The 25,010-nt window shown below is 50.5% G+C and carries 20 protein-coding genes and 1 pseudogene; 18 read left to right on the top strand and 3 right to left on the bottom strand.

Annotated features, from left to right (window positions below; genetic code table 11):
* The 10 genes and pseudogenes from ACY2VT_RS12200 to hisI form a co-directional block, all read left to right on the top strand.
* Positions 1 to 1,370: YgiQ family radical SAM protein (locus tag ACY2VT_RS12200; RefSeq protein ID WP_461880080.1), on the top strand; the 1,370-nt coding region annotated here is incomplete at its 5' end.
* A 51-nt stretch (positions 1,371 to 1,421) separates the two neighbouring features.
* Entirely contained in the window at positions 1,422 to 2,039 is a 618-nt protein-coding gene (locus ACY2VT_RS12195; protein WP_461880079.1) for a hypothetical protein, read from the top strand.
* Between the two features lie 12 nt (positions 2,040 to 2,051).
* Positions 2,052 to 3,038, top strand: a complete 987-nt coding sequence (locus tag ACY2VT_RS12190; RefSeq protein WP_461880078.1) for an RluA family pseudouridine synthase — start codon at positions 2,052 to 2,054, stop codon at positions 3,036 to 3,038.
* On the top strand, positions 3,035 to 3,613 hold the full coding sequence (lepB, locus tag ACY2VT_RS12185; protein ID WP_461880077.1) for a signal peptidase I: 579 nt from the start codon (positions 3,035 to 3,037) through the stop codon (positions 3,611 to 3,613). Before ACY2VT_RS12190 ends, lepB begins: the two co-directional genes overlap by 4 nt.
* Positions 3,614 to 3,638: 25 nt before the next feature.
* Positions 3,639 to 4,187, top strand: coding sequence for a Holliday junction resolvase RecU (locus ACY2VT_RS12180; protein WP_461880082.1), 549 nt, complete (start codon positions 3,639 to 3,641; stop codon positions 4,185 to 4,187).
* Positions 4,188 to 4,294: 107 nt separating this feature from the next.
* Complete coding sequence (hisZ, locus tag ACY2VT_RS12175) at positions 4,295 to 5,536, top strand: ATP phosphoribosyltransferase regulatory subunit (protein WP_461880076.1); 1,242 nt, start codon at positions 4,295 to 4,297, stop codon at positions 5,534 to 5,536.
* 21 nt (positions 5,537 to 5,557) lie between these two features.
* Positions 5,558 to 6,196: an ATP phosphoribosyltransferase gene (gene hisG / locus ACY2VT_RS12170; protein WP_022461875.1), complete on the top strand. Its 639-nt coding sequence runs from the start codon at positions 5,558 to 5,560 to the stop codon at positions 6,194 to 6,196.
* Positions 6,193 to 7,491 (top strand): histidinol dehydrogenase, encoded by a 1,299-nt coding sequence (hisD, locus tag ACY2VT_RS12165; RefSeq protein WP_055226357.1) that lies wholly within the window; start codon positions 6,193 to 6,195, stop codon positions 7,489 to 7,491. The genes hisG and hisD overlap by 4 nt, the downstream gene beginning before the upstream one ends.
* Entirely contained in the window at positions 7,492 to 8,082 is a 591-nt protein-coding gene (gene hisB / locus ACY2VT_RS12160) for an imidazoleglycerol-phosphate dehydratase HisB (RefSeq protein WP_022461873.1), read from the top strand.
* A gap of 55 nt (positions 8,083 to 8,137) precedes the next feature.
* A pseudogene (hisI, locus tag ACY2VT_RS12155) lies at positions 8,138 to 8,452 on the top strand (phosphoribosyl-AMP cyclohydrolase); the annotation flags it as partial.
* Positions 8,453 to 8,550: 98 nt separating this feature from the next.
* On the opposite strand, the gene ACY2VT_RS12150 reads toward hisI, so the two are convergent.
* Positions 8,551 to 9,966 carry an NCS2 family permease gene (locus tag ACY2VT_RS12150; protein WP_461880081.1) on the bottom strand — a complete coding sequence of 472 codons (1,416 nt, stop codon included), beginning with the start codon at positions 9,964 to 9,966 and terminating at the stop codon, positions 8,551 to 8,553.
* Between the two features lie 462 nt (positions 9,967 to 10,428).
* Here ACY2VT_RS12150 and ACY2VT_RS12145 point away from each other — a divergent pair, with 462 nt between their 5' ends.
* Positions 10,429 to 12,090 (top strand): Na/Pi cotransporter family protein, encoded by a 1,662-nt coding sequence (locus tag ACY2VT_RS12145; protein WP_461880075.1) that lies wholly within the window; start codon positions 10,429 to 10,431, stop codon positions 12,088 to 12,090.
* Between the two features lie 117 nt (positions 12,091 to 12,207).
* Here ACY2VT_RS12145 and ACY2VT_RS12140 read toward each other — a convergent pair whose 3' ends face one another.
* Positions 12,208 to 13,680 (bottom strand): S1C family serine protease, encoded by a 1,473-nt coding sequence (locus tag ACY2VT_RS12140; RefSeq protein ID WP_461880074.1) that lies wholly within the window; start codon positions 13,678 to 13,680, stop codon positions 12,208 to 12,210.
* 213 nt (positions 13,681 to 13,893) lie between these two features.
* Between ACY2VT_RS12140 and ACY2VT_RS12135 the strand changes: the two genes are divergently transcribed.
* The gene (locus tag ACY2VT_RS12135; RefSeq protein ID WP_461880073.1) at positions 13,894 to 15,423 is read left to right on the top strand and encodes an ASKHA domain-containing protein; all 1,530 of its coding nucleotides are present in this window, start codon (positions 13,894 to 13,896) and stop codon (positions 15,421 to 15,423) included.
* A 76-nt stretch (positions 15,424 to 15,499) separates the two neighbouring features.
* Positions 15,500 to 17,845, top strand: coding sequence for a ferrous iron transport protein B (gene feoB, locus ACY2VT_RS12130; RefSeq protein ID WP_461880072.1), 2,346 nt, complete (start codon positions 15,500 to 15,502; stop codon positions 17,843 to 17,845).
* A 111-nt stretch (positions 17,846 to 17,956) separates the two neighbouring features.
* Here feoB and ACY2VT_RS12125 read toward each other — a convergent pair whose 3' ends face one another.
* Complete coding sequence (locus ACY2VT_RS12125) at positions 17,957 to 18,748, bottom strand: hypothetical protein (RefSeq protein WP_461873037.1); 792 nt, start codon at positions 18,746 to 18,748, stop codon at positions 17,957 to 17,959.
* 352 nt (positions 18,749 to 19,100) lie between these two features.
* On the opposite strand from ACY2VT_RS12125, the gene pfkB reads away from it, so the two are divergent.
* The 5 genes from pfkB to ACY2VT_RS12100 all read left to right on the top strand — a co-directional run bounded on the left by pfkB (position 19,101) and on the right by ACY2VT_RS12100 (position 24,788).
* Entirely contained in the window at positions 19,101 to 20,009 is a 909-nt protein-coding gene (pfkB, locus tag ACY2VT_RS12120; protein WP_461880071.1) for a 1-phosphofructokinase, read from the top strand.
* A 15-nt stretch (positions 20,010 to 20,024) separates the two neighbouring features.
* Entirely contained in the window at positions 20,025 to 21,938 is a 1,914-nt protein-coding gene (locus tag ACY2VT_RS12115; RefSeq protein ID WP_461880070.1) for a PTS fructose transporter subunit IIABC, read from the top strand.
* A gap of 68 nt (positions 21,939 to 22,006) precedes the next feature.
* Complete coding sequence (locus ACY2VT_RS12110; RefSeq protein ID WP_461880069.1) at positions 22,007 to 22,264, top strand: HPr family phosphocarrier protein; 258 nt, start codon at positions 22,007 to 22,009, stop codon at positions 22,262 to 22,264.
* A 125-nt stretch (positions 22,265 to 22,389) separates the two neighbouring features.
* Entirely contained in the window at positions 22,390 to 24,039 is a 1,650-nt protein-coding gene (gene ptsP / locus ACY2VT_RS12105; RefSeq protein ID WP_461880068.1) for a phosphoenolpyruvate--protein phosphotransferase, read from the top strand.
* The gene (locus tag ACY2VT_RS12100) at positions 24,033 to 24,788 is read left to right on the top strand and encodes a DeoR/GlpR family DNA-binding transcription regulator (RefSeq protein ID WP_461880067.1); all 756 of its coding nucleotides are present in this window, start codon (positions 24,033 to 24,035) and stop codon (positions 24,786 to 24,788) included. The genes ptsP and ACY2VT_RS12100 overlap by 7 nt, the downstream gene beginning before the upstream one ends.
* The last annotated feature ends 222 nt before the right edge of the window (positions 24,789 to 25,010 follow it).

Genomic DNA, 25,010 nt, shown 5'->3' with positions numbered 1-25,010 from the left:
CTTTTATTCCGGGCACCGTTTACCGGAGCAAAACGCTGGATCACCTGATCGATCCGGTAGTGCTACCGTCGTTTGAAGAGGTGCGGGAGAGCAAGCGCACGTATGCTGAAAGCTTTGCAATCCAGTATAAAAATACTGATGCCATCAATGCGAAGCCGATGGCGGAGCCGTATGAAGGACAGGGTTATATCGTACAGAATCCGCCTTCCCGCCCTTTGACGGAGCAGGAGATGGATGATGTCTATGCCCTTCCGTATATGCGTGCCTACCACCCAAGCTATGAAAAAGACGGCGGCGTGCCGGCGCTTGGGGAAATCAAATACAGCCTGACAAGCAACCGCGGCTGTTTTGGTTCCTGCAGCTTCTGTGCACTGACATTCCATGAGGGACGTGTTGTGCAGACAAGAAGTCACGAATCCATTCTGGCGGAAGCACGGCAGATGGTACAGGAAAAAGAATTTAAAGGCTATATTCACGATGTCGGCGGCCCGACAGCAGATTTCCGCGGTCCGGCGTGCAAAAAGCAGCTCACCAAAGGCGCCTGCCCGAACCGGAACTGTCTCTTCCCGGAGCCGTGTAAAAATATGGTGGCGGATCACAGAGATTATGTGAAGCTGCTGCGGGAATTAAAAGACATTCCGGGCGTGAAGAAAGTCTTTATCCGCTCCGGTATCCGTTTTGACTATGTCTTGGCCGATAAAGACCAGACGTTCCTTTCCGAGCTGGTAAAGGATCACGTCAGCGGCCAGCTCCGCGTTGCGCCGGAGCACGTTTCGAACCGTGTGCTCTCCTATATGGGAAAACCGCGCCACGAAGTGTATCAGGAATTCATCCGCCGCTTCGATGTCTGCAATAAAAAGACGGGTAAGCAGCAATACGCACTTCCGTATTTTATGTCGTCCCATCCGGGCTGTGACCTGGAGGATGCGGTGGAGCTTGCCGAGTACATCCGCGATATGGGATTTATCCCGGAGCAGGCACAGGATTTCTATCCGACGCCTTCCACGCTTTCCACCTGTATGTACTATACCGGCCTTGACCCGCGGACGATGGAACCGGTCTACGTGCCGAAATCGCCGCATGAGAAGGCGATGCAGCGTGCGCTGATTCAGTACCGGAATCCGGAGAACTATGAGCTCGTCTGCGAGGCACTGCGCCGGACACACCGGGAGGATCTGATCGGATTCGGACCGAAATGTCTCGTACGGCCGAGAAAGATGGCCGGGGAGGCAGGAAAGCCGTCAAGAGGAAAAGGTTTCAGCGGAAAAGGCTTTGGCCAGAAGACGGCGAATGACCGTTCCGGACAGGGAAAAGCCAAAACAGGCGGACGGCCGAAAAAGACGCTCCGCAACGTGCACAAAAAGAAATAAACACGCAGAAGATGAGCGGGGATCTTATCGAAGAAGGGAAATGACAGAAGAATGAAGATCAGAAAAGGGGATTACGGCTATATCCGCCGGGAAAAGAAAAAAAGACTGCTTGTGACACTGGGACTGTTCGTCCTTCCGTCCATCGTTTTTATTGTCGGACTTGTGCTTGCAGACGGAAACAAGAGCAACATTTTTACGGTTGTCGCCGTAGTAGGCTGTCTGCCGGGCTGCCGCGCCGCCGTCGGTTTTATCATGATGGTTATGCAAAAGCCAGTGGACAAAGCAGTGTACGATGCCATTGAGGCAAAAAAAGGAAAACTGCTGATGGGATATGAAATGTATGTCACACAGGAAAAATCGAGTCTGATGATCGAAGCAGCGGCGTTCTGCGGTGAGGAGATCGCCTGCTACACCTCGCGCGCCAAAGACCAGAAGCAGATCGAGGACTGCACTACGTATCTGAACAAGATCATCCGTGCCAACGGCTACAAATGCCATGTGAAGATTTTTGATCGGGAAAAAGCGTTTCTGGAGCGCCTCGATTCCCTGAACCGCAACTACGATGAGCTGGAAAAGAGCGCCAGTGAAAACTTCAAACCGGATGAACGGTACCCGGATCTGTCCCGCACGGAACTGGTGAAACACACGATGCTGGCGCTGGCACTGTAGGAGACCATTGCTATGAGAGAACTGACCGTGACAGAAAAAGACTGCGCGCAGCAGCTCATCAAATATCTGTCCAAATATATGGAGGAGGCGCCAAAGAGCTTCTTCTATAAAATGCTGCGAAAGAAAAACATTGTGCTGAACCAGAAAAAGGCGGACGGCAGTGAAAAGCTGAAAACAGGCGATACGATCCGGCTGTATCTGGCGGAAGAGACCATCGAAAAATTTCGGAAAACACCGGAAAAACCGGCGGCTGGAAAACAGGTAAAGTATCCGAAGCTGGATATCGTCTATGAAGACGAAAAAGTAGTTTTCCTGAACAAGCCGGCAGGTGTCCTCTCACAGAAGGCGAAAGAGACGGATGTGAGCCTTACCGAAGCGCTCGGCGCCTATCTTTCGGGAAAAAATGCCGGGGAGGAGACCATGTTCCGCGCCGGACTCTGCAATCGTCTGGACCGGAACACCAGCGGTCTGATTCTTGCCGGAAAAACCGTTGCGGCGACGCAGCAGCTTTCAGAACTGATCGCAGAGCGGGCCGTTGGAAAATACTATCTGACGGTTGTAAAAGGAACCGTGACAGAGACAGAGCGGATCCGCGGATACCTCACAAAAAATGAGAGGACAAACCGTGTTTCGATTCAGAGAGAGCAGCAGGGAGATGCTGTTTACATAGAAACCGCATACCGGCCGCTCTGTGCCGGAAGAGGCTGTATGCTGCTGGAGGTTGAGCTGGTGACCGGAAAGAGCCATCAGATCCGCAGCCATCTCGCGAGCATCGGTCATCCGCTTGCGGGAGATACGAAATACGGGGATGCGGAGTTTAACCGCCGCTTCCGGGAAAAATACGGACTGAAATACCAGCTTCTCCATTCGTGGAAGGCGGTATTTCCAGAGCTTACGGGCACCTTATCGGATCTGTCCGGAAAAACCTTTACAGCGCCCCTGCCATCATCCGTGCGCCGGATTTTACAGGGAGAACATTTGACGGGAGAAGGATTATGAGCCGAAAAGACAACGAAAAGAAAGAAACAAAACCAAGAAAAACGGAGGAGACGAGCATCGGACGGGAAATATGGGAATATGTAAAAATGATCGTCATTGTCGTGGCAGTCGTCGTTTTTGTGGAGCAGGTCATTGTCATCAACGCAAGAATCCCGTCTCCTTCCATGGAAAACACGATTATGACCGGAGACCAGATCTTCGGTAACCGCCTTGCTTATGTAAAGAGCGATCCGCAGCGGTATGACATCGTTATTTTCTATTATCCGGACGACGAGAAGCAGAAGTTTATCAAGCGCGTCATCGGACTGCCGGGAGAGACGGTTACGATCCGCGACGGAAAGGTGTATATCAACGATTCCACCGAGCCGCTGCGCGATGATTTCTGCCCGGAAACACCGGTCGGCGATTTCGGACCGTATGAGGTGCCGGAGGGCTGCTACTTTATGCTCGGCGACAACCGGAACGTATCAAAAGATTCCCGCTACTGGCTGAATCCGTACGTAGAGAAAGACAAGATCATCGGCAAGGCCTTTCTGCGCTACTGGCCGCTGAACAAAATTTCTCTGATTGAATAAGAACAGAACGAAGACGAGGACAGGAATTATGGCATGGACATCGAGGGGACTCCGCGGATCAACGCTGGAGGAAATGATCAACCGCACAAACGAGCAGTACCGTGACAAGCATCTGGCACTGATCCAGAAGGTGCCGACGCCGATCACCCCGATCAAAATAGATAAGGAGAGCAGACACATCACGCTGGCTTATTTTGAAAAGAAGAGTACCGTTGATTACATCGGCGCTGTACAGGGCATTCCCGTCTGCTTCGATGCCAAAGAGTGCAAAACGGATTCCTTTCCGCTCGCAAACATCCACGAGCACCAGGTCACGTTTATGAAAGATTTCGAGCAGCAGGGGGGGATTTCCTTCCTGCTGCTGTATTTTACGGAGCGGGACGAATATTATTACCTGCGGTATGAGACGATGAAAACCTTCTGGGACCGCGGACAGAACGGCGGAAAGAAGCATTTTTCCTACACCGAGCTTGAACCGTCATTCTTCCTTCCAAGAACGGGAAGCGGCGTTCTCGTCCCGTACCTGAACGGAATCCAGAAGGATCTGGAGATACGGGATTCGAAAGCGGATTAAAATTTTGGGTTGACAGGGAAAATGTTTTCCGATATACTAACCATAGTTTTAAATTCAACATGGTAATATGGTAGCGAACTAAAGTGAAAAAGTGAGGACAACAAAACATGGATCGATTAATTCATACCCCGGAAGGCGTCCGGGATGTCTACAATCAGGAATGTACGAAAAAATTATACCTGGAGAATCAGATTGAACAGGTATTTCATGCGTTTGGATATCAGGATATTGAAACACCGACGTTCGAGTTTTTTGATGTATTCGGAAGAGAAGTGGGAACAACACCGTCCCGCGAGCTCTACAAATTCTTTGACCGCGACGGCAACACCCTTGTGCTCCGTACGGACTTTACCCCGTCGATTGCACGCGCAGCCTCCATGTATTTCATGGAAGAGACGATGCCGATCCGCCTTTGCTACAGAGGAAGCAGCTTCGTCAACAGCAGCAGCTATCAGGGCCGCTTAAAAGAGTCCACCCAGATGGGCGTCGAGCTCTTAAACGATGATTCCGCAATGGCAGACGCAGAGATCATTGCGATGACCGTAAAAGTTATGCTGGATGCCGGTCTTACCGATTTCCAGATCAGCATCGGCCACGTAGGTTTCTTCCAGGCGCTCGCCGAGGAAGCTGCTCTCTCCGAGGATGTTCTGAACGAATTAAAAGAACTGATTTCCATTAAAAATCATTTTGGCGCCGAGGAGCTGCTGGCAAAACAGAACCTTCGAAGTGATCTGTTTGAAGCACTCCGTGATGTTCCACAGCTGTTCGGAAATGCAGAGATTCTCGAAAAGGCAAAAGGCCTTACAAGAAATCCGGCGGCAAGAGAGGCACTCGATCGTCTGGCTACGATCTATGAGATCGTTAAAGATTACGGCTATGAAAAATACATTTTCTTCGATCTCGGCCTTTTAAGCAAATTCCATTACTACACCGGTATTATTTTCCAGGCCTACACCTACGGCACCGGCGAGCCGATCGTAAAAGGCGGCCGCTACGATGCACTGCTGCAGCACTTCGGAAAGAAAGCGCCGGCAATCGGATTCTGTACTGTCATGGAATCTCTGATGAATGCACTGGAGCGCCAGAAAATTTCTCTTCCGATTGCCAATACGAAAACAATGCTGCTCTACCCGGATTTCCTTCAGCCGCTGGCCGTAAAACTTGCCAACGAGCACAGAAGCAAGGGCATGGATGTCGCGCTGGTCTGCTTTGCAAGGGACAAGGTTCTTGCAGATTATGAAGAATACGGCAGAAAGAACCAGTTCGGCGGCATTGTCTATATTCAGAAGAGCGATTCGGTGCTTGCCATCGATTTGTCGACAGGAGAAGTACAGCCGGTGGAGCTGTAGGAGAGGAAGGGTACGAAAAAGATGAGATATTTGACCATTGCACTGACAAAAGGACGCCTGGCGTACCAGACGCTGGAGCTGCTGGAAAAAGTCGGCATCACCTGCGATGAAATGAAAAATAAAGATACGAGAAAGCTGATTTTCACGGACGAAGAGCATAAGCTCCGTTTCTTCCTCGCCAAAGGTCCGGATGTGCCGACCTATGTGGAGTACGGCGCAGCGGATATCGGAATCGTCGGAAAGGACACGATTCTGGAGGAAGGAAGACGCCTCTACGAGGTATTGGACCTTGGCTACGGCAAGTGCCGCATGTGTGTCTGCGGACCGGAATCCGCGCGTGAGCTGCTGCAGCACAACCAGCAGATCCGTGTGGCAACGAAGTACCCGAACATTGCCAAGGATTACTTCTACAACCGCAAGCACCAGACCGTTGAGATGATCAAGCTGAACGGCTCGATCGAGCTGGCACCGATTGTCGGACTTTCCGAAGTGATTGTGGATATTGTAGAGACAGGAAGCACTTTACGGGAAAACGGCCTGACCGTTCTCGAGGAGGTCTGCCCGCTGTCTGCGCGCATGGTTGTCAACCAGGTGAGCATGCGGATGGAAAATGAGAGAATTACCAAATTAATTCAGGATCTGAAAGGAGCACTGGTATGAGAATCGTAAAACTGACAAAAGAGACCACAGAAAATATTCTGGAGAATATGCTGAAACGAAGCCCGACACAGTACGGAACGTACGAGGCTTCTGTGCAGGAGATCATTGAGAATGTAAAAACAAGAAAAGACGCAGCCGTTTTCGAATATACCGAGAAATTCGACCACGCGGTACTCGATGCTTCTACCGTAGAAGTAACACAGGAAGAGATTGATGAAGCGTACAACATCGTAGATCCGGAGCTGATCGGTGTCATCCGCAGATCCATGAAAAATATCCGTGAGTTCCACGAAAAACAGAAACAGAACAGCTGGTTCACCTCCACCGAGAACGGAACGATGCTTGGCCAGAAGCTGACTGCCCTGAACCGTGTCGGCGTATACGTTCCGGGGGGAAAGGCAGCGTATCCGTCCTCCGTTCTGATGAACATTCTTCCGGCAAAAGTGGCAGGAGTCAAAGAAATCTGCATGACAACGCCGTGCGGCAGAGACGGAAAAGTCAACCCGGTTGTCCTTGCGGCAGCAAAAGAAGCCGGTGCGGACCGCGTCTTTAAAATCGGCGGTGCACAGGCAATTGCAGCCCTTGCTTACGGAACCGAGAGCATTCCGAAAGTCGATAAAATCGTAGGACCTGGAAACATCTACGTTGCCCTTGCAAAGAAAGCCGTATACGGAAATGTCAGCATCGACTCCATCGCAGGCCCAAGTGAGATTCTTGTCCTTGCTGATGAGACTGCAAATCCGCGGTTCGTGGCAGCCGACCTCTTAAGCCAGGCTGAGCATGATGAGCTTGCAAGTGCGATCCTTATTACCACCTCCCAGGAACTGGCAGAGAAGGTAAGTGAAGAGGTAGACGGTTTCTTAAAAGTCCTCTCCAGAAGCGACATCATCTCCAAATCACTGGACAACTTCGGCTACATCCTTGTCACCGATTCGCATCAGGAAGCGATCGACACCGTAGATGCCATCGCACCGGAGCACCTCGAGATCGTGACGAAGAACCCGTTTGAGGATATGATGAAGGTACATAACGCCGGTGCTATTTTCCTCGGCGAGAACTCCAGCGAGCCTCTCGGTGACTATTTTGCCGGCCCGAACCATATCCTGCCGACGAACGGAACCGCAAAATTTTTCTCCCCGCTGTCCGTAGACGATTTCGTGAAGAAATCCAGCATCATCTATTATTCCAGAGAAGCCCTTTCCGAGATACACGAGGATATCGAGAGCTTTGCAAAATCAGAGAGCCTGACGGCACACGCCAATTCGATTGCCGTCCGTTTTGAGGGGGAAGAGTAAGTGGAGAACAGAACAGCCAGCGTAGAACGCGTGACAAAAGAAACAAAGATCCGCATGACATTAAATCTGGATGGAACGGGAAAGAGCGACATCCACACCGGCATCGGCTTTTTTGACCATATGCTCGACGGCTTTGCCCGCCACGGTCTTTTCGACCTTTCCGTTTCTGTAGACGGAGATCTTGATGTAGACGGCCACCACACGATCGAGGACACCGGTATCGTGCTCGGAACTGCAATCCGCGAGGCAGTCGGCGACAAACAGGGCATCCGCCGCTACGGCGACAGAATCCTTCCGATGGACGAGACACTGGTGCTCTCGGCCGTTGACCTCTGCGGCAGACCGTATCTCTCTTTCCAGGCAGAATTTACGCGGGAGAAAGTAGGAGAGATGGAGACCGAGATGGTAAAAGAATTCTTCTACGCCGTTTCCTATGCGGCGCAGATGAATCTGCATATCAAAGTGCTTGACGGCGGAAATAACCACCACATCATTGAGGCGATGTTCAAAGCATTTGCGAAGGCACTCGATGAGGCAACTTCCTTCGATCCGAGAATTGCCGGCGTGCTCTCGACCAAGGGCAGCCTGTAAGAGCAGAAAAAGAGGAGAACAAGAGATGGAACAAGCATTAAAATGTGATTTTACCTGGGCGGATTTTAAGACAAACAGCGACGGCATGGTTCCGGTTGTTGTACAGGATGCGGAAAATGACGAAGTGCTGATGCTCGCCTACATGAATGAGGAAGCATTTGAGACGACACTGCGCCTTGGAAAAATGACGTACTGGAGCAGAAGCCGCAATGAGCTCTGGACGAAGGGACTGACCTCCGGTCATGTGCAGTATGTAAAGCAGCTTCTGATCGACTGCGACAACGATACAATCCTTGCCAAAGTAGAACAGGTCGGCGCAGCGTGCCACACCGGAAACCGCACCTGCTTTTACCGGATCCTGGCAGAATAAAAATTTCTGATGCAGAGCATAAAAAGAGCTCCTGTTTCACAGAATAAAATCTGTGGGACAGGAGCCTTTTTATGCGGTTCTGTATCGTTAAAACGCCATTACAGAAGAAGGTATTTTAAGATAAACAGAACAGCCAGGATGTACATGATCACGCTGATCTTTTTCTCTTTTGCTTTTCCGCTCAGGATCTGGATTGCAACGTAGGAGATAACTCCCATGGCAATACCTTCGGAAATGCTGTAGAAGAACGGCATAGCTCCGATGCAGATGTAGCACGGAATCGCCTCGGAAAGATCGCTGAAATCAATGTTGACTACGTTGGTCAGCATGTAGAAGCCTACCACGATCAGTGCCGGAGCCGTTGCAAAGGACGGGATGGCAAGGAAGATTGGGGAGAGGAACAGAGCGAGGCCGAAGAGGATTGCAGTGGTAACAGCGGTAAGACCGGTACGGCCGCCTTCGGAAACGCCGGAAGCACTCTCAACGAAAGTCGTTGTGGTAGAAGTACCAAGAACAGCACCTGCGCAGGTAGCAACAGCGTCTGCCATCAGCGCGCCCTTGATGCGCGGAAGTTTTCCGCTTTTGTCGAGCATGTTTGCCTTGGAAGATACACCGATCAGAGTTCCGATGGTATCAAACATATCGACAAACAGGAATGCGAACATGATTACAAAGAACTCGCCTGTTTTCAGAATGGAGAAATCCAGTTTTCCGAAAATCGGGGCAAGGCTTGGAATGGAAAGTCCGTTGGAAAAATCCGGGAACAGGCTGTAGAAGCCGTTTGCCGGGTTCGGAACGTAGAGACCGCATGCCTGGCAGATCATGCCGAGGATCCAGGTTGCAAGAATTCCCCAGAGGATGTTTCCTTTTACATTGCGTACGACAAGAACAGCGGTGAGGATAACACCGATGACTGCGAGCAGAACGGTGATTCCGACATCGTTAAACGTTCCTGCCACATACTCTGTTCCGTTTAATGTGGCTGCAGACTGCAGAGTGGCATTGTAGGAAGACAGGGAATAGAGGCCTGCCACGGTTGAAGAGTTCGGCAGTACAATTTTTGCATTCTGAAGTCCGATGAATGCGATGAACAGACCGATACCGACACTGACTGCAGATTTCAGGCTGATCGGAATGGAGTTGAAGATCGCCTCACGGACGTTAGTCAGAGAAAGTACAATAAAGATGATACCTTCTGCAAAAACAGCGGTCAGGGCTGCCTGCCAGCTGTATCCGTAGCCGAGAACAACGGTGTAGGCGAAATAGGCGTTGAGGCCCATTCCTGGTGCCAGAGCGAATGGATAATTGGCGAAAAGTGCCATGAGCAGGGTGCCAAGGAAGGCTGCCAGAGCCGTTGCGGTAAAGACAGCGCCGTGGTCCATGCCGGTTGCGGAAAGGATGTTCGGGTTGACAGCGAGGATGTACGCCATTGTCATGAACGTGGTGACACCGGCGATGATCTCGGTTTTGACCGTCGTTCCATTTTCCCGCAGCTTGAATGTGTTTTCCATCAGCTTGCTAAATTTTTCCATAGTTTTCTCTCCTTTTGATTTTTGTGGGCGGAAATGCCGCCCCATAATATGGAAACATCCTAAATGTTACAATATTATCAAGTAGAATGCAAGAAAGAAGCGAAAAGAATCTGAAAATTACTGTTCTTACGCAGTGAAACACTTGCTGTTTCGCTGCGTAAGAACATGATTCAGGTGTGCGCAGCCCTCCTTTTGCGAAGCAAAACTTTAAATGAGGGCTGCGAATGTTACAGTTCGCTGGGTACCAGTGAACTGTAACATCTGAAAATTTCTTGTCGAAATTTTTAATTTTTCTATAGACAAATGTCATAATTTCTTTTATGATAAAAAAGGTGTCTTGTAAAATCTGCGTTAAGGAAATGTAAAATATTGAGACCAAAATGCGAAAATACCTTGACAGAGATTTTTAAAGATATCAGAAAAAGACAAGGAAGAAAAAAGAATATGAGTGTAATAGTGTCTTTGATGGGCGGTCTGGGCTTCTTCTTATATGGAATGAAGCTGATGAGTGAAGGACTGCAGAAGGTTGCCGGATCCAAGATGAGAAGCATTCTGGAGGTATTTACGAAGAACCGTGTGATCGGTCTTCTGGTCGGTATTTTCTTTACCGCACTGATTCAGTCCTCCAACGCCACAACGGTTATGGTGGTCAGCTTCGTAAACTCCGGTCTGATGAAACTGGCACAGGCTCCTGGAATTATCCTCGGAGCAAACATCGGTACGACGGTTACCGGACAGCTGATCGCGTTTGACCTTGCGGATATCGCGCCGCTGTTTGTTATCATCGGTGTTCTGATGGTTATGTTCGTAAAGAACAACCTGACGATCAGCCGCCTCGGCGAGGTTATCTTAGGATTTGGTATTCTGTTCATGGGTATCTCCGGTATTTCAGGAGCTCTGAACGAAGCAAAAGAGATCCCGGCAGTTGTCAATGCCCTCGGTTCCCTGACCAATCCGTTTCTTGCGTTCTTAGTCGGCTGGGTGGCTACCGCGATTCTGCAGAGTAACTCTGCAACAGTCGGAATCATCATGCTTCTTGCAAGAGAAGGACTGATGGGACTTCCGATCTGCCTGTTTATGATGCTTGGATGCAACATCGGATGTACGATGTCTGCCATTCTTGCCAGCTTCGGCTGCAAAAAAGATGCAAAACGTGCGGCATGTGTCCACCTGCTGTTCAACATTTCCGGAACGATTGTCTGCTCCATCATTTTCCTGCTGTTTGGAAACCAGGTAGTTGACCTCTTTATGGGTATCTCCGGAAACGAAGCAGGCCGTATGATCGCAAATGCAAACTCGATCATCAAAGTGTGTCAGGTACTCCTGATGCTGCCGTTTACCCCGCTTCTGGTGAAGGCAACGTACTTTATCATCCGCGGAAACGACGAGGAGGACAAAAAATTCGAGCTCGCCTACATCAGCTCCAAACATGCGATGTCGCCGACAACTGCCGTTCTGCAGGTTGTCCGTGAGATGGAGCGTATGGCACAGATGGCAGAAACCAATCTGATCCGTGCCATGAATACACTGGTAACCCGCGATCAGAAAGAGATCGACGAGGTTTACCGTGTCGAGGAAAACATCAATTTCCTGAACAAAGAGATTACGAACTATCTGGTTCACTTAAATCAGGCATCCCTGCCGACCGCAGACGTTATGCGCATCGGAGCACTGTTCCATGTGGTCAATGATATCGAGCGGATCGGTGACCATGCTGAGAATGTCGCAGATTCTGCCGTGCAGATGACGAATGACAATGTAACCTTCAGCAAGCAGGGTGAGCTGGATCTCTCCGAGATGCTGGATATGGTATTAAAAATTCTCGATGAGTCGATCGAAATGTTTGCAAAGAATGATCTGCAGCACCTGCAGGAGATCATTGATATCGAAAATTCCATCGACCAGGAGGAGCGGGATCTGCAGCAGAAGCATGTGGAGCGTCTGACCCGCAACGAATGTACACCGGAAGCCGGCATGATCTTCTCCGATCTTGTATCCGGACTTGAGCGTGTCGCAGACCATGCAACGAATATTGCATTCTCCATTCTGGATGAAGATCCGGAAGAGAAGGCAGCCCGTGAGGCAGTTGCAGGAGCAGAAAGATAAGAATGGATTAAGAGAATAGGAGAAAAGCCCCGAAACATTGGTGTTATGTTTCGGGGCCTTTCTTTCATGCTTATGATGCTTTTTATTTATGGATTCCTTTCACGGGAGAGCAGGCAGTCAGATCGAAGGAGTAGCGGAGGTCAGGGTATTTCCCTCCTCTGCAGAGCGGGACGGACCTGCATTCTGCTGGGAATCGTTCTGCTGATCATTGGAAGAGCTGGTGCTCGTTCCGAGGGTCAGGGAGAAGGTCTTTGTCTCATAGGATCCGTTGTCTGGAACCTGTACTTCCACTTCTACGGTTTCGCCGGCAGAGTAATACTGCAGCAGGGATTTCAGCTCGCTGGTGGAGGTGATGGAATGTCCGTCAAAGCTGGTCAGGACGTATCCGGATTTCAGACCTGCATTTTCAGCGGCACCGCCGGAGGTCACTTCGGAGATATAGATGCCGGCCGGCATATTGTACGCCTGCTGGATCTGGCTGCTGACATCGAGGCATTTGATGCCGATCGTTCCCTGATCTTCTGCGGCAACCTTTGTTCTGGTCTGCTCATTCATCAGATTTTCAATGATATCGGAAACACGGGAGATCGGGATTGCATAGCCCATGCCCTCAACCTCTGTAGAAGCAAGTTTTGCGGAGTTGATACCGATGACCTCTCCGTTCATGTTCAGAAGAGCGCCGCCGCTGTTGCCAGGGTTGATGGCTGCATCGGTCTGTAAGTAGGTCTTTCCGGTTGTATCGGTGGAAGAAGTATCTGCCGTTGTTCCATCGGAGCTTCCGTCAGAAGAGGAATCGCTGTCGATCACACGGTTTGCAGCACTGATGATGCCGGTGGTGACAGACTGGCCGTAGCCGAGTGCGTTGCCGATCGCAACGACCTGCTCGCCGACCTCAACGGAATCAGAATCGCCCATCGTGGCAACAGCGATGCTGCTCATCGTGTCATCCGGGATCTCGGAGAGCGGAACGGCGATGACGGCAAGATCGTTATCGGCATCGGTACCTTTGATATTTGCCTTGCAGACCTGATTGTCTACAAAGCTGACAGAAAGAGTATCGGCATCTTCTACTACATGGTTATTGGTGACGATCAGAAGCTCGGTGTCATTCTTTCCGATGATGATACCGGAACCACAGCTTGTGGTCTCCTCGGTCTGCGGAGTCTGGGCACCGTAACCGAACATGCTGAAGTAGTTCTGTACTTCCTGTACGGACTGGTTTGTGATGGAGACGATCGACGGCATTGCGTTTTTCGCAATTGTGGAAACATCCATCGTTCCGGTGGAAGTGGAGCTTGAGGATGTGGCAGCGGCTTTTAAGAGGCTGCTGTTGGAAGTCGTCTGCTGTGCAGTGGTTGTTGTTGCAGTAGCTGTCGTGCTTCCGGCAAAGTGGTTGACTGCCTGGAAGGTACCGCCGGCAACACCGCCGAACAGAACTGCGCTTAAGGCGATGGCTCCGATTTTCTTTGCAAGCTTAGCAACTTTTTTATTTTTGGAAGAAGGTTTCTTTCCGTTGAAGCTGTTCTGCTCTGCTGCCATCATGTTCTCATTATTGGTTTCGTTATTGTAGTTGTTTCTGTAGTCCATCATAATAAATACTTCCTTTCTGGTATCTGTATTTTAAACTGTGTTCCGGAATCGGCTTCCGGTTTTGTCTGCTTCCTTTTTTGTTTCTATGCTTTGCAGTATAATGGGAATCTGTGATGGAAATGTAGTAAAAATGTGAAAAAAATAAGTCCTCTGGAAAAGAGAAAAGTGCTACAATAAGAAACAGAAAAATGATCAGGAAATGAGGAAGTAATAATGAATAGAGGAATAACACAGAAACAGTATCTGGAGCTGGTCCCGCCGACGGAGGAGGACGCCCGCTCCAGCCAGATGCGGATACTGGATGCATTAAAAGAGAAAGGAATCACCGCATCATTTACCCTTCCAGCGCTGCAGAAACTGTATCCCATCTGCGATGAGGCAGACTATAACATAACGGTTTCCCTCGCATGGAATGGAAGCGTCTGGCAGGCGGTTGATCTGGAAGCGGGCAATACAGCAGCAGAGCATTACGGCTATGCCGCTGATCTTGGAAGTACGACCGTCGTTGTGCGCCTGGTAAACTGCAGCGACGGCACCGTGCTTGCCGAGGAGAGCGAATACAACCGCCAGACTGCCTATGGAACCGATATTCTGACGAGAATCTTTGCCTGTAAGGATAAACCGGAGGTACTGCAGGACATCCGTGCGTGTACGATGGAGACATTTACACTGCTCTTTGAAAAACTCCGCCAAAAGACAGGAATTGCGCCGTCGGATGTTCTCTCAATGGTCGTATCCGGCAACACAACGATGATCCATTTCCTGCTGGGACTGGATCCGTTCTGCGTCTTTTCATCCCCGTACGCCGTGCGCGCGGACCGCGTCGGATTCCTTCCGGCGAAAGAGATGGGATTTCCCATGAAGGGATGTGTCTACTGCGTGCCGGGAAAATCCAATTACCTGGGCGGTGATATATTAAGCGGCATGATCGCAACGGAACTCTATAAAAAAGAAACGATCAGCGTCTTTTTTGATATCGGAACGAACGGCGAGCTTGTCGTCGGAAACCGGGAATTTCTGCTCTGCGGCGCAGGCGCTGCCGGTCCGGCGCTCGAGGGCGGCGTGGTCAAAACCGGCATGCGAGCGGCAGAAGGCGCTGTTGATACAGTAAAAATAGAAGACGGGAAAATCCAGTGCCATGTAATCGGAGAGGGTAAGCCAAAGGGCATCTGCGGTTCCGGCATTATCGATCTGCTCGCGGAATTATTCCTAAATGGATGGATCAACCTGTTCGGCACCCTGCAGCCGGAGCGGTCCGAAAAGATCAAGGAAGACCCGGAGACGGGAGAGTGGTGCGTTGCATATAGTGAAGGGCTGTGCTTCTATCAGAGTGATATCGCCGAATTCCTTCGTACAAAGTCAGCGGCCTACACGATGGTTGAGTACATGATGCGTGAATCCGGCATTTCCATGGAAGAAATTGACCGGTTTTACGCGGCTGGTGCATTTGGAAAGCACGTTTCAAAGGAATCCGCCATCACGATCGGCATGTACCCGGATATGGACCGGGAGCGCCTGATCTGCGCCGGAAATACGTCGCTTGCGGGAGCAGAAAAAATCCTGCTGGATCGGACCTGCATCGACGATATTGACCGCATTCTGGACGAGATGGTCTACATACAGTTCGGCCAGGTCGCCGATTTCATCTCTATGATGAAAGCGGCCCAGGCAATCCCACACACGGATCTGGAGCTGTTTCCGAGTGTACAGAAGAAGCTCGAAGAAAAACAAAAAGAGAAATAATGGCAATTGCTTGACCGCAGTCGAATCGTGTCATATACTTACTATTGATAATGAGAATCAATAAGGAGTGAAATATATGACACTGAAAGAACTGCCGATCGGCAAAACAGCGACCGTCCGCACGGTAGGAGGAGAGGGCGCGCTGCGGCAGCACTTCCTCGATATGGGAATCATTCCGGGGGCTGAGGTAACGATGGTAAAGTACGCACCGATGGGAGACCCTGTGGAAGTGCGGATTCACAGCTATGAACTGACCCTCCGCCTCGCCGATGCCGGACGGATTGCCATTGATGAGGTGCGGGACGCCGTAAAAGAAAAAGAACAGCCGAATGCGAGAGCAATCCCGCATCCCGGCTTTGGAGAGGGCGGAAAGTACCACAATAAGGCAGAGGAGCATCCGCTGCCGGAAGGAGAACTGCTGTCCTTTGCACTGGCCGGAAACCAGAACTGCGGCAAGACCACCCTGTTCAACCAATTAACGGGATCCAACCAGCACGTCGGAAACTTCCCAGGCGTGACGGTAGACCGGAAAGACGGCGAAATCCGCGGCCAGAAAAACACGCTGGTCACCGACCTTCCCGGTATTTATTCGATGTCTCCGTATTCGAGCGAGGAGATCGTCACCCGGAACTTTGTCCTGAATGAGCATCCGCGCGGCATCATCAATATTGTAGATGCGACGAATATCGAGAGGAACCTGTATCTGACGATGCAGCTGATGGAACTCGACGTTCCGATGGTACTGGCGCTCAACATGATGGACGAGGTGCGCGAGAACGGCGGTTCCGTACTCGTCAACCAGATGGAAGAGCGTCTCGGCATCCCGGTTATTCCGATTTCCGCCGCAAAAAACGAGGGAATCGAGGAGCTGGTGGCGCACGCTGTCCATGTGGCTAAATATCAGGAAAAACCGGGCAGAAAGGACTTCTGTGAGGCGGATGACCACGGCGGCGCCGTCCACCGTGCGCTGCATGCGATCATGCATCTGATCGAGGATCACGCCGCAAGGGCGGATATTCCGGTGCGGTTTGCGGCGAGCAAGCTGGCAGAGGGCGATGCGCTGATCCTGGAGCAGCTGGCCCTCGATGAAAACGAGAAAGAGATGCTCGAGCATATCGTCTGTCAGATGGAGACGGAGCGCGGCCTGGACCGCGCGGCGGCGATTGCGGATATGCGTTTTAATTTTATTGAAAAAGTCTGCCGTGAGACCGTGGTAAAACCAAAAGAGAGCCGCGAGCATGTGCGGAGCACAAAAATTGACCGTGTGCTGACCGGAAAATATACGGCTCTGCCATGTTTTGCCGGGATTATGGCGGCCGTCTTTTTCCTGACCTTCAATGTGATCGGAGCATCGCTGCAGAGTGTGCTGGAGGTTCTGATCGGAAAACTGACCGAACTCGTGGACGGTGCCATGACAGCATGGGGCGTCAATCCGGTGCTTCATTCCCTTGTGATTGACGGTATTTTTAACGGCGTCGGAAGTGTCTTAAGCTTCCTTCCGATCATCGTCACCCTGTTCTTCTTCCTGTCCATTCTGGAGGACAGCGGCTACATGGCGCGCGTGGCGTTTGTGATGGACAAGCTGCTCCGGAAAATCGGCCTCTCCGGCCGCAGTATCGTGCCGATGCTGGTCGGTTTTGGCTGTACCGTGCCGGGCGTCATGGCGAGCCGCACCCTGCCTTCCGAGCGTGACCGGAAAATGACGATCCTACTAACTCCGTTTATGAGCTGTTCGGCAAAACTCCCGATTTATGCATTCTTCACCGCCGCATTCTTCCCAAAATACAGTGCCCTTGTGATGGTACTCCTGTATTTCGGCGGTATCTTCATGGCCGTCCTGATGGCGATGCTGATGCAGGGAACCTTATTCCAGGGCGAAGCCGTTCCGTTCGTGATGGAACTTCCGAACTACCGTATGCCGGGGGCAAAAAATGTCGGACAGCTTTTGTGGGATAAGGCAAAAGACTTCCTGCAGCGGGCGTTCACCGTCATTTTCATTGCCACGATTGTGATCTGGTTTCTGCAGACCTTCGGAACGCATCTCAATGTCGTGGAGGATTCCAAGGACAGCATTCTCGCCGTGGTTTCCGGTCATCTTGCCCCGGTTTTTCGGCCGCTTGGATTTGGCGACTGGAGAGTATCGACCGCCCTTCTGACCGGATTTATGGCAAAGGAGAGCGTTGTATCCACCCTTTCCGTACTGTTCGGTACGACCGCGCAGCTGACCGAAATCCTGACACCGGTTTCCGCATTAAGCCTTCTGGTTTTCTGCCTTCTCTATACGCCGTGCGTGGCGGCAGTCGCTTCCATCAAGCGGGAGCTTGGCGGCAGATGGGCAGCCGTCGTTGTCGTTTCCCAGTGCGTGATTGCCTGGCTGGCAGCCTTTGTCGTACATGGCTTTGCACTGCTGTTTGGCATGTAAAAAAGAACGATAAATAAGAATATTAAATAAGAAAAGCTCTGCAGAACAGAAAATGCAAAATTCTGATCTGCAGAGCTTTTTGTATATGGCCGGCAAAAGAAAACGCCGGTTTTAAATTTTTCGTATCACATGCTTTAAAATTCCTGTCTTGTGGAGCAGGAAAATCGAGCAGTCCATAAACAGATGGGCAAGAAAGGTGCTCAAAATGACACCATTTGATTTCAGCAGAAAGCCGACATGGAAGCCATACCAGCACACGAAGCCGGAGTAGGCGCTCATGATGACAAGAAGCGGCAGATTTTCCACCACGCTTCGCATCGTTTCAAGAAAACTTTTGACCGTAAAGTCGAAATACAGGAAGCGGCCGACCGTCAGTGTCAGGAAATAGAGAATCAGGCCGTCGTAATTCGTGTCCTCGTAGATAAAGCGGATGTACAGAAGAATCAGTACAATATAGAAGACCGAAATCAACCGCACCGATGCTTTCTGCTCCGGCTCAAGATGCGTGAGCTTTACGAGAACCACATCGAGCCAGCTTGTCAGAAAGACGGAGAGCACGATAAAGACAAGAAGCACCACATCCTGATATTTTTCCCAGTACATCGAAATCTGCGGCAGACGCTCGTCGATGATGTAGTAAAGGGAGAGGAAGAGAAGAATCGAAGTGCCGGAGAAAACCAGCTCATAAAAGCTTTCCACAATCTGATACTGCCTGCGCTGGTGTTTCTTCCGGCGCATTTTTTTCGCTTTTTCCTCGGTCTCCTCTTTTAACTGCTGCTGCATCTGCACTTTTGCAATCAGAAGCACAAGGGCAAGCACCAGAATCAGGCCGAGCAGTGAGACAAGCAGAAAACTGCCCACATTGGCGGGATCAAAATAGTGAAGAATATAGTATCGTTTCAAATAAAATCACCTCTTCTGGAAATTCTTTTTTGATTTCTCTTCACTTTAGTACCAAATCCGGAAAAAGTAAAGTACAAAAATGAGAACAGAAAAAAGTGCCTGATAAAAAATGACCGAAATGGAGAGAATAAAGTGATCGATGCGTGACAGGGAAGAAAAGATGACGATCAGTCAAACTCGGTCAAAACAGGGCGATAAAACGGGGGAATCAGTCATAAAACTCTAAACTTATGCAAAAGCGACAAAAAGAGAAGGTAAAATTCATGAAATATTAATGATTGATTTTGAATGAATATGACGATATAATAAGCTCATCAAAGCACACACGATCAAAATAAAGCAGGAGGGAAATATGATTTACACAGTGACATTCAATCCGTCTCTGGACTACATTGTATCGGTGGAAGACTTCAAGCTCGGCCTTACCAACCGCACAAGCTCCGAGCTGATGCTTCCGGGCGGAAAAGGAATCAACGTATCGACCGTACTTGGAAACCTTGGAATTGAGAGCACAGCGCTCGGATTTCTGGCAGGCTTTACCGGAAAAGAAATCGCCGGACGGCTCGACCAGATGGGAATTAAAAACGGCTGCATCTGGCTGGAAGAAGGATATTCCCGCATCAACGTCAAATTAAAGAGCATTGACGGAACTGAGATCAACGGACAGGGACCTGAAATCCCGGAGAAAAAAGTGGAAGATCTGATGAAACAGCTTTCTGCACTTGGAGAGGACGACGTTCTCTTCCTCGCAGGCAGCATCCCGTCATCCATGGCAGACGATGCCTACCAGAAAATTATGGAAATGCTCGACGGCAGGGGCGTCCGCATCGTCGTAGACGCGACCCGCGATCTGCTGATGAAGGTTCTGCCGTACCACCCGTTCCTCATCAAGCCGAACAATCACGAGCTCGGCGAGATCTTCGGTGTGGAATTAAAGACAAGAAAGTCGGTTGTTCCGTATGCAAAACAGCTGCAGGAAAAGGGCGCACAGAACGTTCTGGTTTCCATGGCAGGCGAAGGAGCCGTTCTCGTTGCCGCATCCGGTGAGGTCTTTGAAGCTCCGGCTCCGAAAGGAAAGCTCATCAACGGCGTCGGCGCAGGAGACTCGATGGTAGCCGGATTCATGGCAGGCTACATGGAAAAAGAAGATTACCTCCATGCGTTCCATATGGGAATCGCAGCGGGAAGTGCAAGTGCTTTCTCTGAAAACCTTGCAACCCGGGAGGAAATTGCATCTGTCTACGAACAGATTACAAAATAAAAGGGAGGACGTCTCATGAGAATCACAGATTTGCTGGACATCCGCAGTATTGCACTGGATGCCGCACCGAAAAGCAAACAGGAAACGCTTGACGCAGCCGTAGCGCTGATGGTCAAAAGCGGAAAGATCACAGACGAAGATGCGTACCGCGCACAGGTTTACGCAAGAGAAGAAGAGAGCACCACAGGAATCGGAGAGGGAATTGCGATTCCGCACGGAAAATGTGATGCAGTAAACAAACCGGGCCTTGCAGCCATGGTTATCCCGAACGGCGTTGATTTTGATTCTCTCGATGGAGAGCCGGTCACCCTGCTGTTCCTCATCGCAGCGCCGAACACGAAAGACAACGTTCACCTCGATGTGTTAAGTAAACTTTCCATGATGCTGATGGATGAAGAGTTCACCAAGAGCCTTCGAAGCGCAAAGACACCGGAAGAGTTCCTTGCCATTATCGACCGCGCCGATGAAGAGAAAAAGAGCGTGGACGAGCGCCTGGCAGAGCCTGCAGAGGCAAAAGAAAATCAGGTAAAAATCCTTGCTGTTACTTCCTGCCCGACCGGTATTGCCCACACTTACATGGCTGCTGAGGGAATCGAGAAAGCAGCGAAAGCAAAAGGATGCTTCGTAAAAATCGAGACACGAGGCTCCGGCGGAGCGAAAAACGTGCTGACTGCGCAGGAAATCGCCGATGCAGACTGCATCATCGTTGCAGCCGACGCACAGGTTCCGATGGACCGTTTCGACGGAAAGAAAGTGATCCAGCGCCAGGTATCCGACGGTATCAGCAAAGCAGATGAACTGATCGAGCTTGCGATGTCCGGAAACGCACCGGTTTACAAGAGCGGCAATGCGCAGGCAGCCGCAGCAAGCACGAAGAAGAACAGCGGCGGCATCGGCCACCAGCTGTACACCCAGCTGATGAATGGTGTTTCCCATATGCTTCCGTTCGTTGTCGGCGGCGGTATTCTGATCGCAATCGCATTCCTGATCGACGGACTTCTTGTTGATATGAACTCCCTTGATGCCGCAGCCAGATCAAACTTCGGTACGATTACCCCGGCTGCAGCGATGTTCAAACAGATCGGCGGCGTGGCATTCGGCTTCATGCTCCCGGTTCTTGCAGGCTACATCGCCATGGCAATCGGCGACCGTCCGGCACTTGCCCTTGGTTTTGTCGGCGGTATGATGGCATCAAGCGGAACCTCCGGTTTCCTTGGAGCACTCGTTGCCGGTTTTGCAGCAGGCTACATTATCCTTGGCCTCCGCAAAGCATGTGAGAAACTTCCGGAAGCACTCGAAAAGATTGCACCGGTTCTGATTTACCCGGTAGTCGGTATTCTTGCGATGGGACTTCTGATGCTCTTCGTGGTAGAACCGATTATGGGAACTGTCAATACGGCACTGAACAACGGTCTTGCTTCCATGGGCGGATCCAGCAAGCTGGTTCTTGGCATGATCCTCGGCGGCATGATGGCGATCGACATGGGCGGCCCGTTCAACAAAGCAGCTTACGTATTTGGATCAGCAGCCATCGCAGCCGGAAACTACGATATCATGGCATCCGTTATGATCGGCGGTATGGTTCCTCCGTGTGCGATTGCACTTGCAACCCTGCTGTTCAAAGATAAATTTACAAAAGAAGAAAGAGAATCCGGTCCGACCAACTTCATCATGGGACTCGCCTTCATCACCGAGGGTGCGATTCCATTCGCGGCAGCAGACCCGATCCACGTTCTTCCATCCTGCATCATCGGCTCCGGCCTCGCAGGTGCGCTCTCCATGGCATTTGGCTGTACCTTAATGGCACCGCACGGCGGCATCTTCGTTGTACCGGTTATGGGAAATGCGCTGCTTTACCTGGTGGCACTTGTCATCGGAACAGTGGTATCCGCAGTTCTGCTTGGAGTTTTAAAGAAAAAAACTGCATAAAAGAATGGAAAAAAGACAGAAAACAAGGTAAAATAAAAATATCAAATATCCTATGGGAGGAAAAAATCATGAAAGAATTTAAGTATGTTGTAACAGATCCAGAAGGAATCCACGCTCGTCCGGCAGGAATGCTTGTAAAAGCAGTCAAAGAATTTTCCTGTGATATCAAGATCGTAAAAGACGAAAAAGCCATGAACTGCAAAGCCATCTTCGGCATCATGGGACTGGCTGTAAAACAGGGCGAAGAAGTTACCCTGACCTTCGATGGAGCAGATGAAGATGCTGCATACGAAGCAATCAGCAATTTCATGAAAGAAAACTTATAATCATTTCGCAGTGATACAGCTGGAGCGTGTTTGAAAAATTTCTAATCCTAGGAAAATCTTTTTGAACACGCTCCGGCTGTCTGGAAAGAAAATTCGGATATCGAGAACAAAGGTGGAGAAAACTTATGCAGATTTATCAGGGAAAAAGCGTATTTTCCGGCATTGCGATCGGAAAGATCCGCGTATACAAAAAAAATGAGCGTCAGGTAAAACGTGTGAAAGTGGAAAATCCGGATGCGGAGATGGCACGGTTTGAGGAAGCAAAGGCAAAAGGAATCGCACAGCTTGGCGTTCTGTATGAAAAAGCATGCAAAGAGGTCGGCGAGGCCAATGCAGCGATCTTCGAAGTGCATCAGATGATGATGGAGGATGACGGCTACAATGAGTCCGTCGAGAACATCATCAAAAGCCAGGGCGTCAACGCCGAGTATGCGGTTGCAACGACGGGCGACAACTTTGCGCAGATGTTTTCTGCCATGGACGACGACTACATGAGAGAGCGCGCGGCGGACGTAAAGGATATTTCCGAGCGTCTGATTTCCATCTTAAACGGAGACGACGCTGACACATCCTTAAACGACGAACCGGCGATCATCGTGGCAGATGACCTTGCACCGTCAGAGACGGTACAGATGGATAAGGACAAAGTTCTTTCTTTTGTTACCGTACACGGTTCTTTAAATTCCCACACCGCCATCCTGGCAAGAACCATGGCGATTCCGGCACTGGTCGGAACACCGCTTCCGCTGGACGAGAGCGTAGACGGAAAGCTCGGCATCGTGGACGGATCCGATGGAACCATCTATGTGGATCCGGACGAGGAGACTCTTGCCGCCATGCAGAAGCGCCGCGCCGAGGAAGAGGAAAAGAAAAAACTGCTCCTCACCTTAAAGGGAAAAGAGAATATTACACTGGACGGACAGAAAATTCTGCTGTATGCTAATATCGGAAACATCAAAGACCTTGCGGCTGTCATGCAGAACGATGCGGGCGGCATCGGCCTGTTCCGAAGCGAGTTTATCTATCTGGAGCAGGATCACTATCCAACCGAGGAGGAGCAGTTCCGCATCTACAAACAGGCAGCAGAGACGATGGCGGGAAAACGCGTCATCATCCGTACCCTCGATATCGGTGCTGACAAACAGTGCGACTATTTCGAGATGGAAAAAGAGGAGAACCCGGCACTTGGCTGCCGTGCGATCCGCATCTGCCTGACACGGCCGGAGATCTTCAAGACACAGCTTCGTGCGCTGTTCCGCGCAAGCGCATATGGAAAAATTGCCATTATGTATCCGATGATCACAAGCGTCGGTGAGGTTCGTCAGATCAAAGCGATTGTGGAGGAAGTAAAAGCTTCTCTCGCAGAGCAGGGCATTGAGTACGGAAACCCGGAGCAGGGTATCATGATCGAGACCCCGGCGGCTGCCATCATCAGCGATGAGCTGGCAAAAGAAGTTGATTTCTTCAGTATCGGAACGAATGACCTCAGCCAGTACACCCTCGCGATCGACCGTCAGAACACAAAGCTGGATCCGTTCTTTGATCCGCATCACCCGGCGATCCTGCGCATGATTCAGATGGTTGTGGAGAATGCCCACAAATCCGGCATCTGGGCCGGTATCTGCGGCGAGCTCGGCGCTGACCAGAAGCTGACAAAAGAGTTCCTCGCGATGGGTGTGGATGAACTCTCCGTTTCTCCGGGAAGCATCCTTCCGCTCCGCAAGATCATTCTGGAAACAAACGTGGCAGAATATAAGGCAGGAAAGAAATGTTAACACAGCAGAGACATGAGATAATTTTGAAACTGTTAAAAGAAAAGGGAAGCATCACCGTGACGGAAGTCCGGGATCTTCTCGATACATCGGAGTCCACGGTACGCCGCGATATCACAGCGCTCGACAAGGAGGGCAAGCTGGAAAAGGTATTCGGCGGCGCCGTGGAAGCCGGCCAGAAGGTGACGGCACACGAGTACACCGTTGCGCAGAAAAATGAGCTGAACTGCGACGCCAAACGGAAAATCGCAGAATATGCGGCCTCTCTCATTGAGCCGGACGATTTCATCTTTCTCGACGCGGGAACGACAACAGCGCATATGATCGATTTCATCCGGGCAACCTCCGCCGTTTTCGTGACAAACGCCGTTGCCCACGCACAGCGGCTGGCATCACGCGGGTTTAAGGTCATTCTGGTAGGCGGCGAGCTCAAAAGCTCCACAGAAGCCGTCGTCGGAAACCAGGCAATCCGCATGATCCAGGAGTATCATTTCACCAAAGGCTTTTTCGGAACAAATGGCGTAACCCGAAGAAGCGGCTGCACAACCCCGGACGTCAACGAGGCCGTCACCAAAAAGACCGCCATGGAACAGTGCCGCCAATGCTACGTCCTCTGCGACGCAAGCAAATTTAACAGCATCAGCTCCGTCACCTTCGCAGACTTCGAAAAACCAATCTTCATCACCGACCGGAAAGTGATCGGATATGAGAAGAGCAAACATATCATCGCGTGCGACGAAGAACAGAAATAAAAGGCCAATATCTTACACACACATAAATAGAGAAGAGTCCCTGATCTGCAAAGGAATTGTTTGCAGATCAGGGACTTTTTCACTTTATAGGAAAGTTCGACTTTCGTCGAACTCTTGAATAAAAATGCCCGCATAAAGGCGGGCATGAAAAGAAAACGACACTGTTTAAAAGATATAAAAACCTTCTACACCAGCCTCATCGGCAAATAAATCGTCTTCGTT

This window comes from Fusicatenibacter sp. (assembly GCF_050872605.1).
GTDB lineage: Bacteria > Bacillota > Clostridia > Lachnospirales > Lachnospiraceae > Fusicatenibacter.
This window is presented reverse-complemented; position numbering and strand designations above follow the sequence as displayed.

What these genes read in the sequence shown, in the direction of transcription:
- ACY2VT_RS12115 (WP_461880070.1), top strand. Translation starts at nt 20,025, where the DNA reads ATGAGAATCACAGATTTGCTGGACATCCGCAGTATTGCACTGGATGCC.
- hisG (WP_022461875.1), top strand. Translation starts at nt 5,558, where the DNA reads ATGAGATATTTGACCATTGCACTGACAAAAGGACGCCTGGCGTACCAG.
- ACY2VT_RS12100 (WP_461880067.1), top strand. Translation starts at nt 24,033, where the DNA reads ATGTTAACACAGCAGAGACATGAGATAATTTTGAAACTGTTAAAAGAA.
- hisD (WP_055226357.1), top strand. Translation starts at nt 6,193, where the DNA reads ATGAGAATCGTAAAACTGACAAAAGAGACCACAGAAAATATTCTGGAG.
- ACY2VT_RS12195 (WP_461880079.1), top strand. Translation starts at nt 1,422, where the DNA reads ATGAAGATCAGAAAAGGGGATTACGGCTATATCCGCCGGGAAAAGAAA.
- ACY2VT_RS12145 (WP_461880075.1), top strand. Translation starts at nt 10,429, where the DNA reads ATGAGTGTAATAGTGTCTTTGATGGGCGGTCTGGGCTTCTTCTTATAT.
- pfkB (WP_461880071.1), top strand. Translation starts at nt 19,101, where the DNA reads ATGATTTACACAGTGACATTCAATCCGTCTCTGGACTACATTGTATCG.
- ACY2VT_RS12110 (WP_461880069.1), top strand. Translation starts at nt 22,007, where the DNA reads ATGAAAGAATTTAAGTATGTTGTAACAGATCCAGAAGGAATCCACGCT.
- feoB (WP_461880072.1), top strand. Translation starts at nt 15,500, where the DNA reads ATGACACTGAAAGAACTGCCGATCGGCAAAACAGCGACCGTCCGCACG.
- ptsP (WP_461880068.1), top strand. Translation starts at nt 22,390, where the DNA reads ATGCAGATTTATCAGGGAAAAAGCGTATTTTCCGGCATTGCGATCGGA.
- hisZ (WP_461880076.1), top strand. Translation starts at nt 4,295, where the DNA reads ATGGATCGATTAATTCATACCCCGGAAGGCGTCCGGGATGTCTACAAT.
- ACY2VT_RS12135 (WP_461880073.1), top strand. Translation starts at nt 13,894, where the DNA reads ATGAATAGAGGAATAACACAGAAACAGTATCTGGAGCTGGTCCCGCCG.
- ACY2VT_RS12190 (WP_461880078.1), top strand. Translation starts at nt 2,052, where the DNA reads ATGAGAGAACTGACCGTGACAGAAAAAGACTGCGCGCAGCAGCTCATC.
- lepB (WP_461880077.1), top strand. Translation starts at nt 3,035, where the DNA reads ATGAGCCGAAAAGACAACGAAAAGAAAGAAACAAAACCAAGAAAAACG.
- ACY2VT_RS12140 (WP_461880074.1), bottom strand. Translation starts at nt 13,680, where the DNA reads ATGATGGACTACAGAAACAACTACAATAACGAAACCAATAATGAGAAC.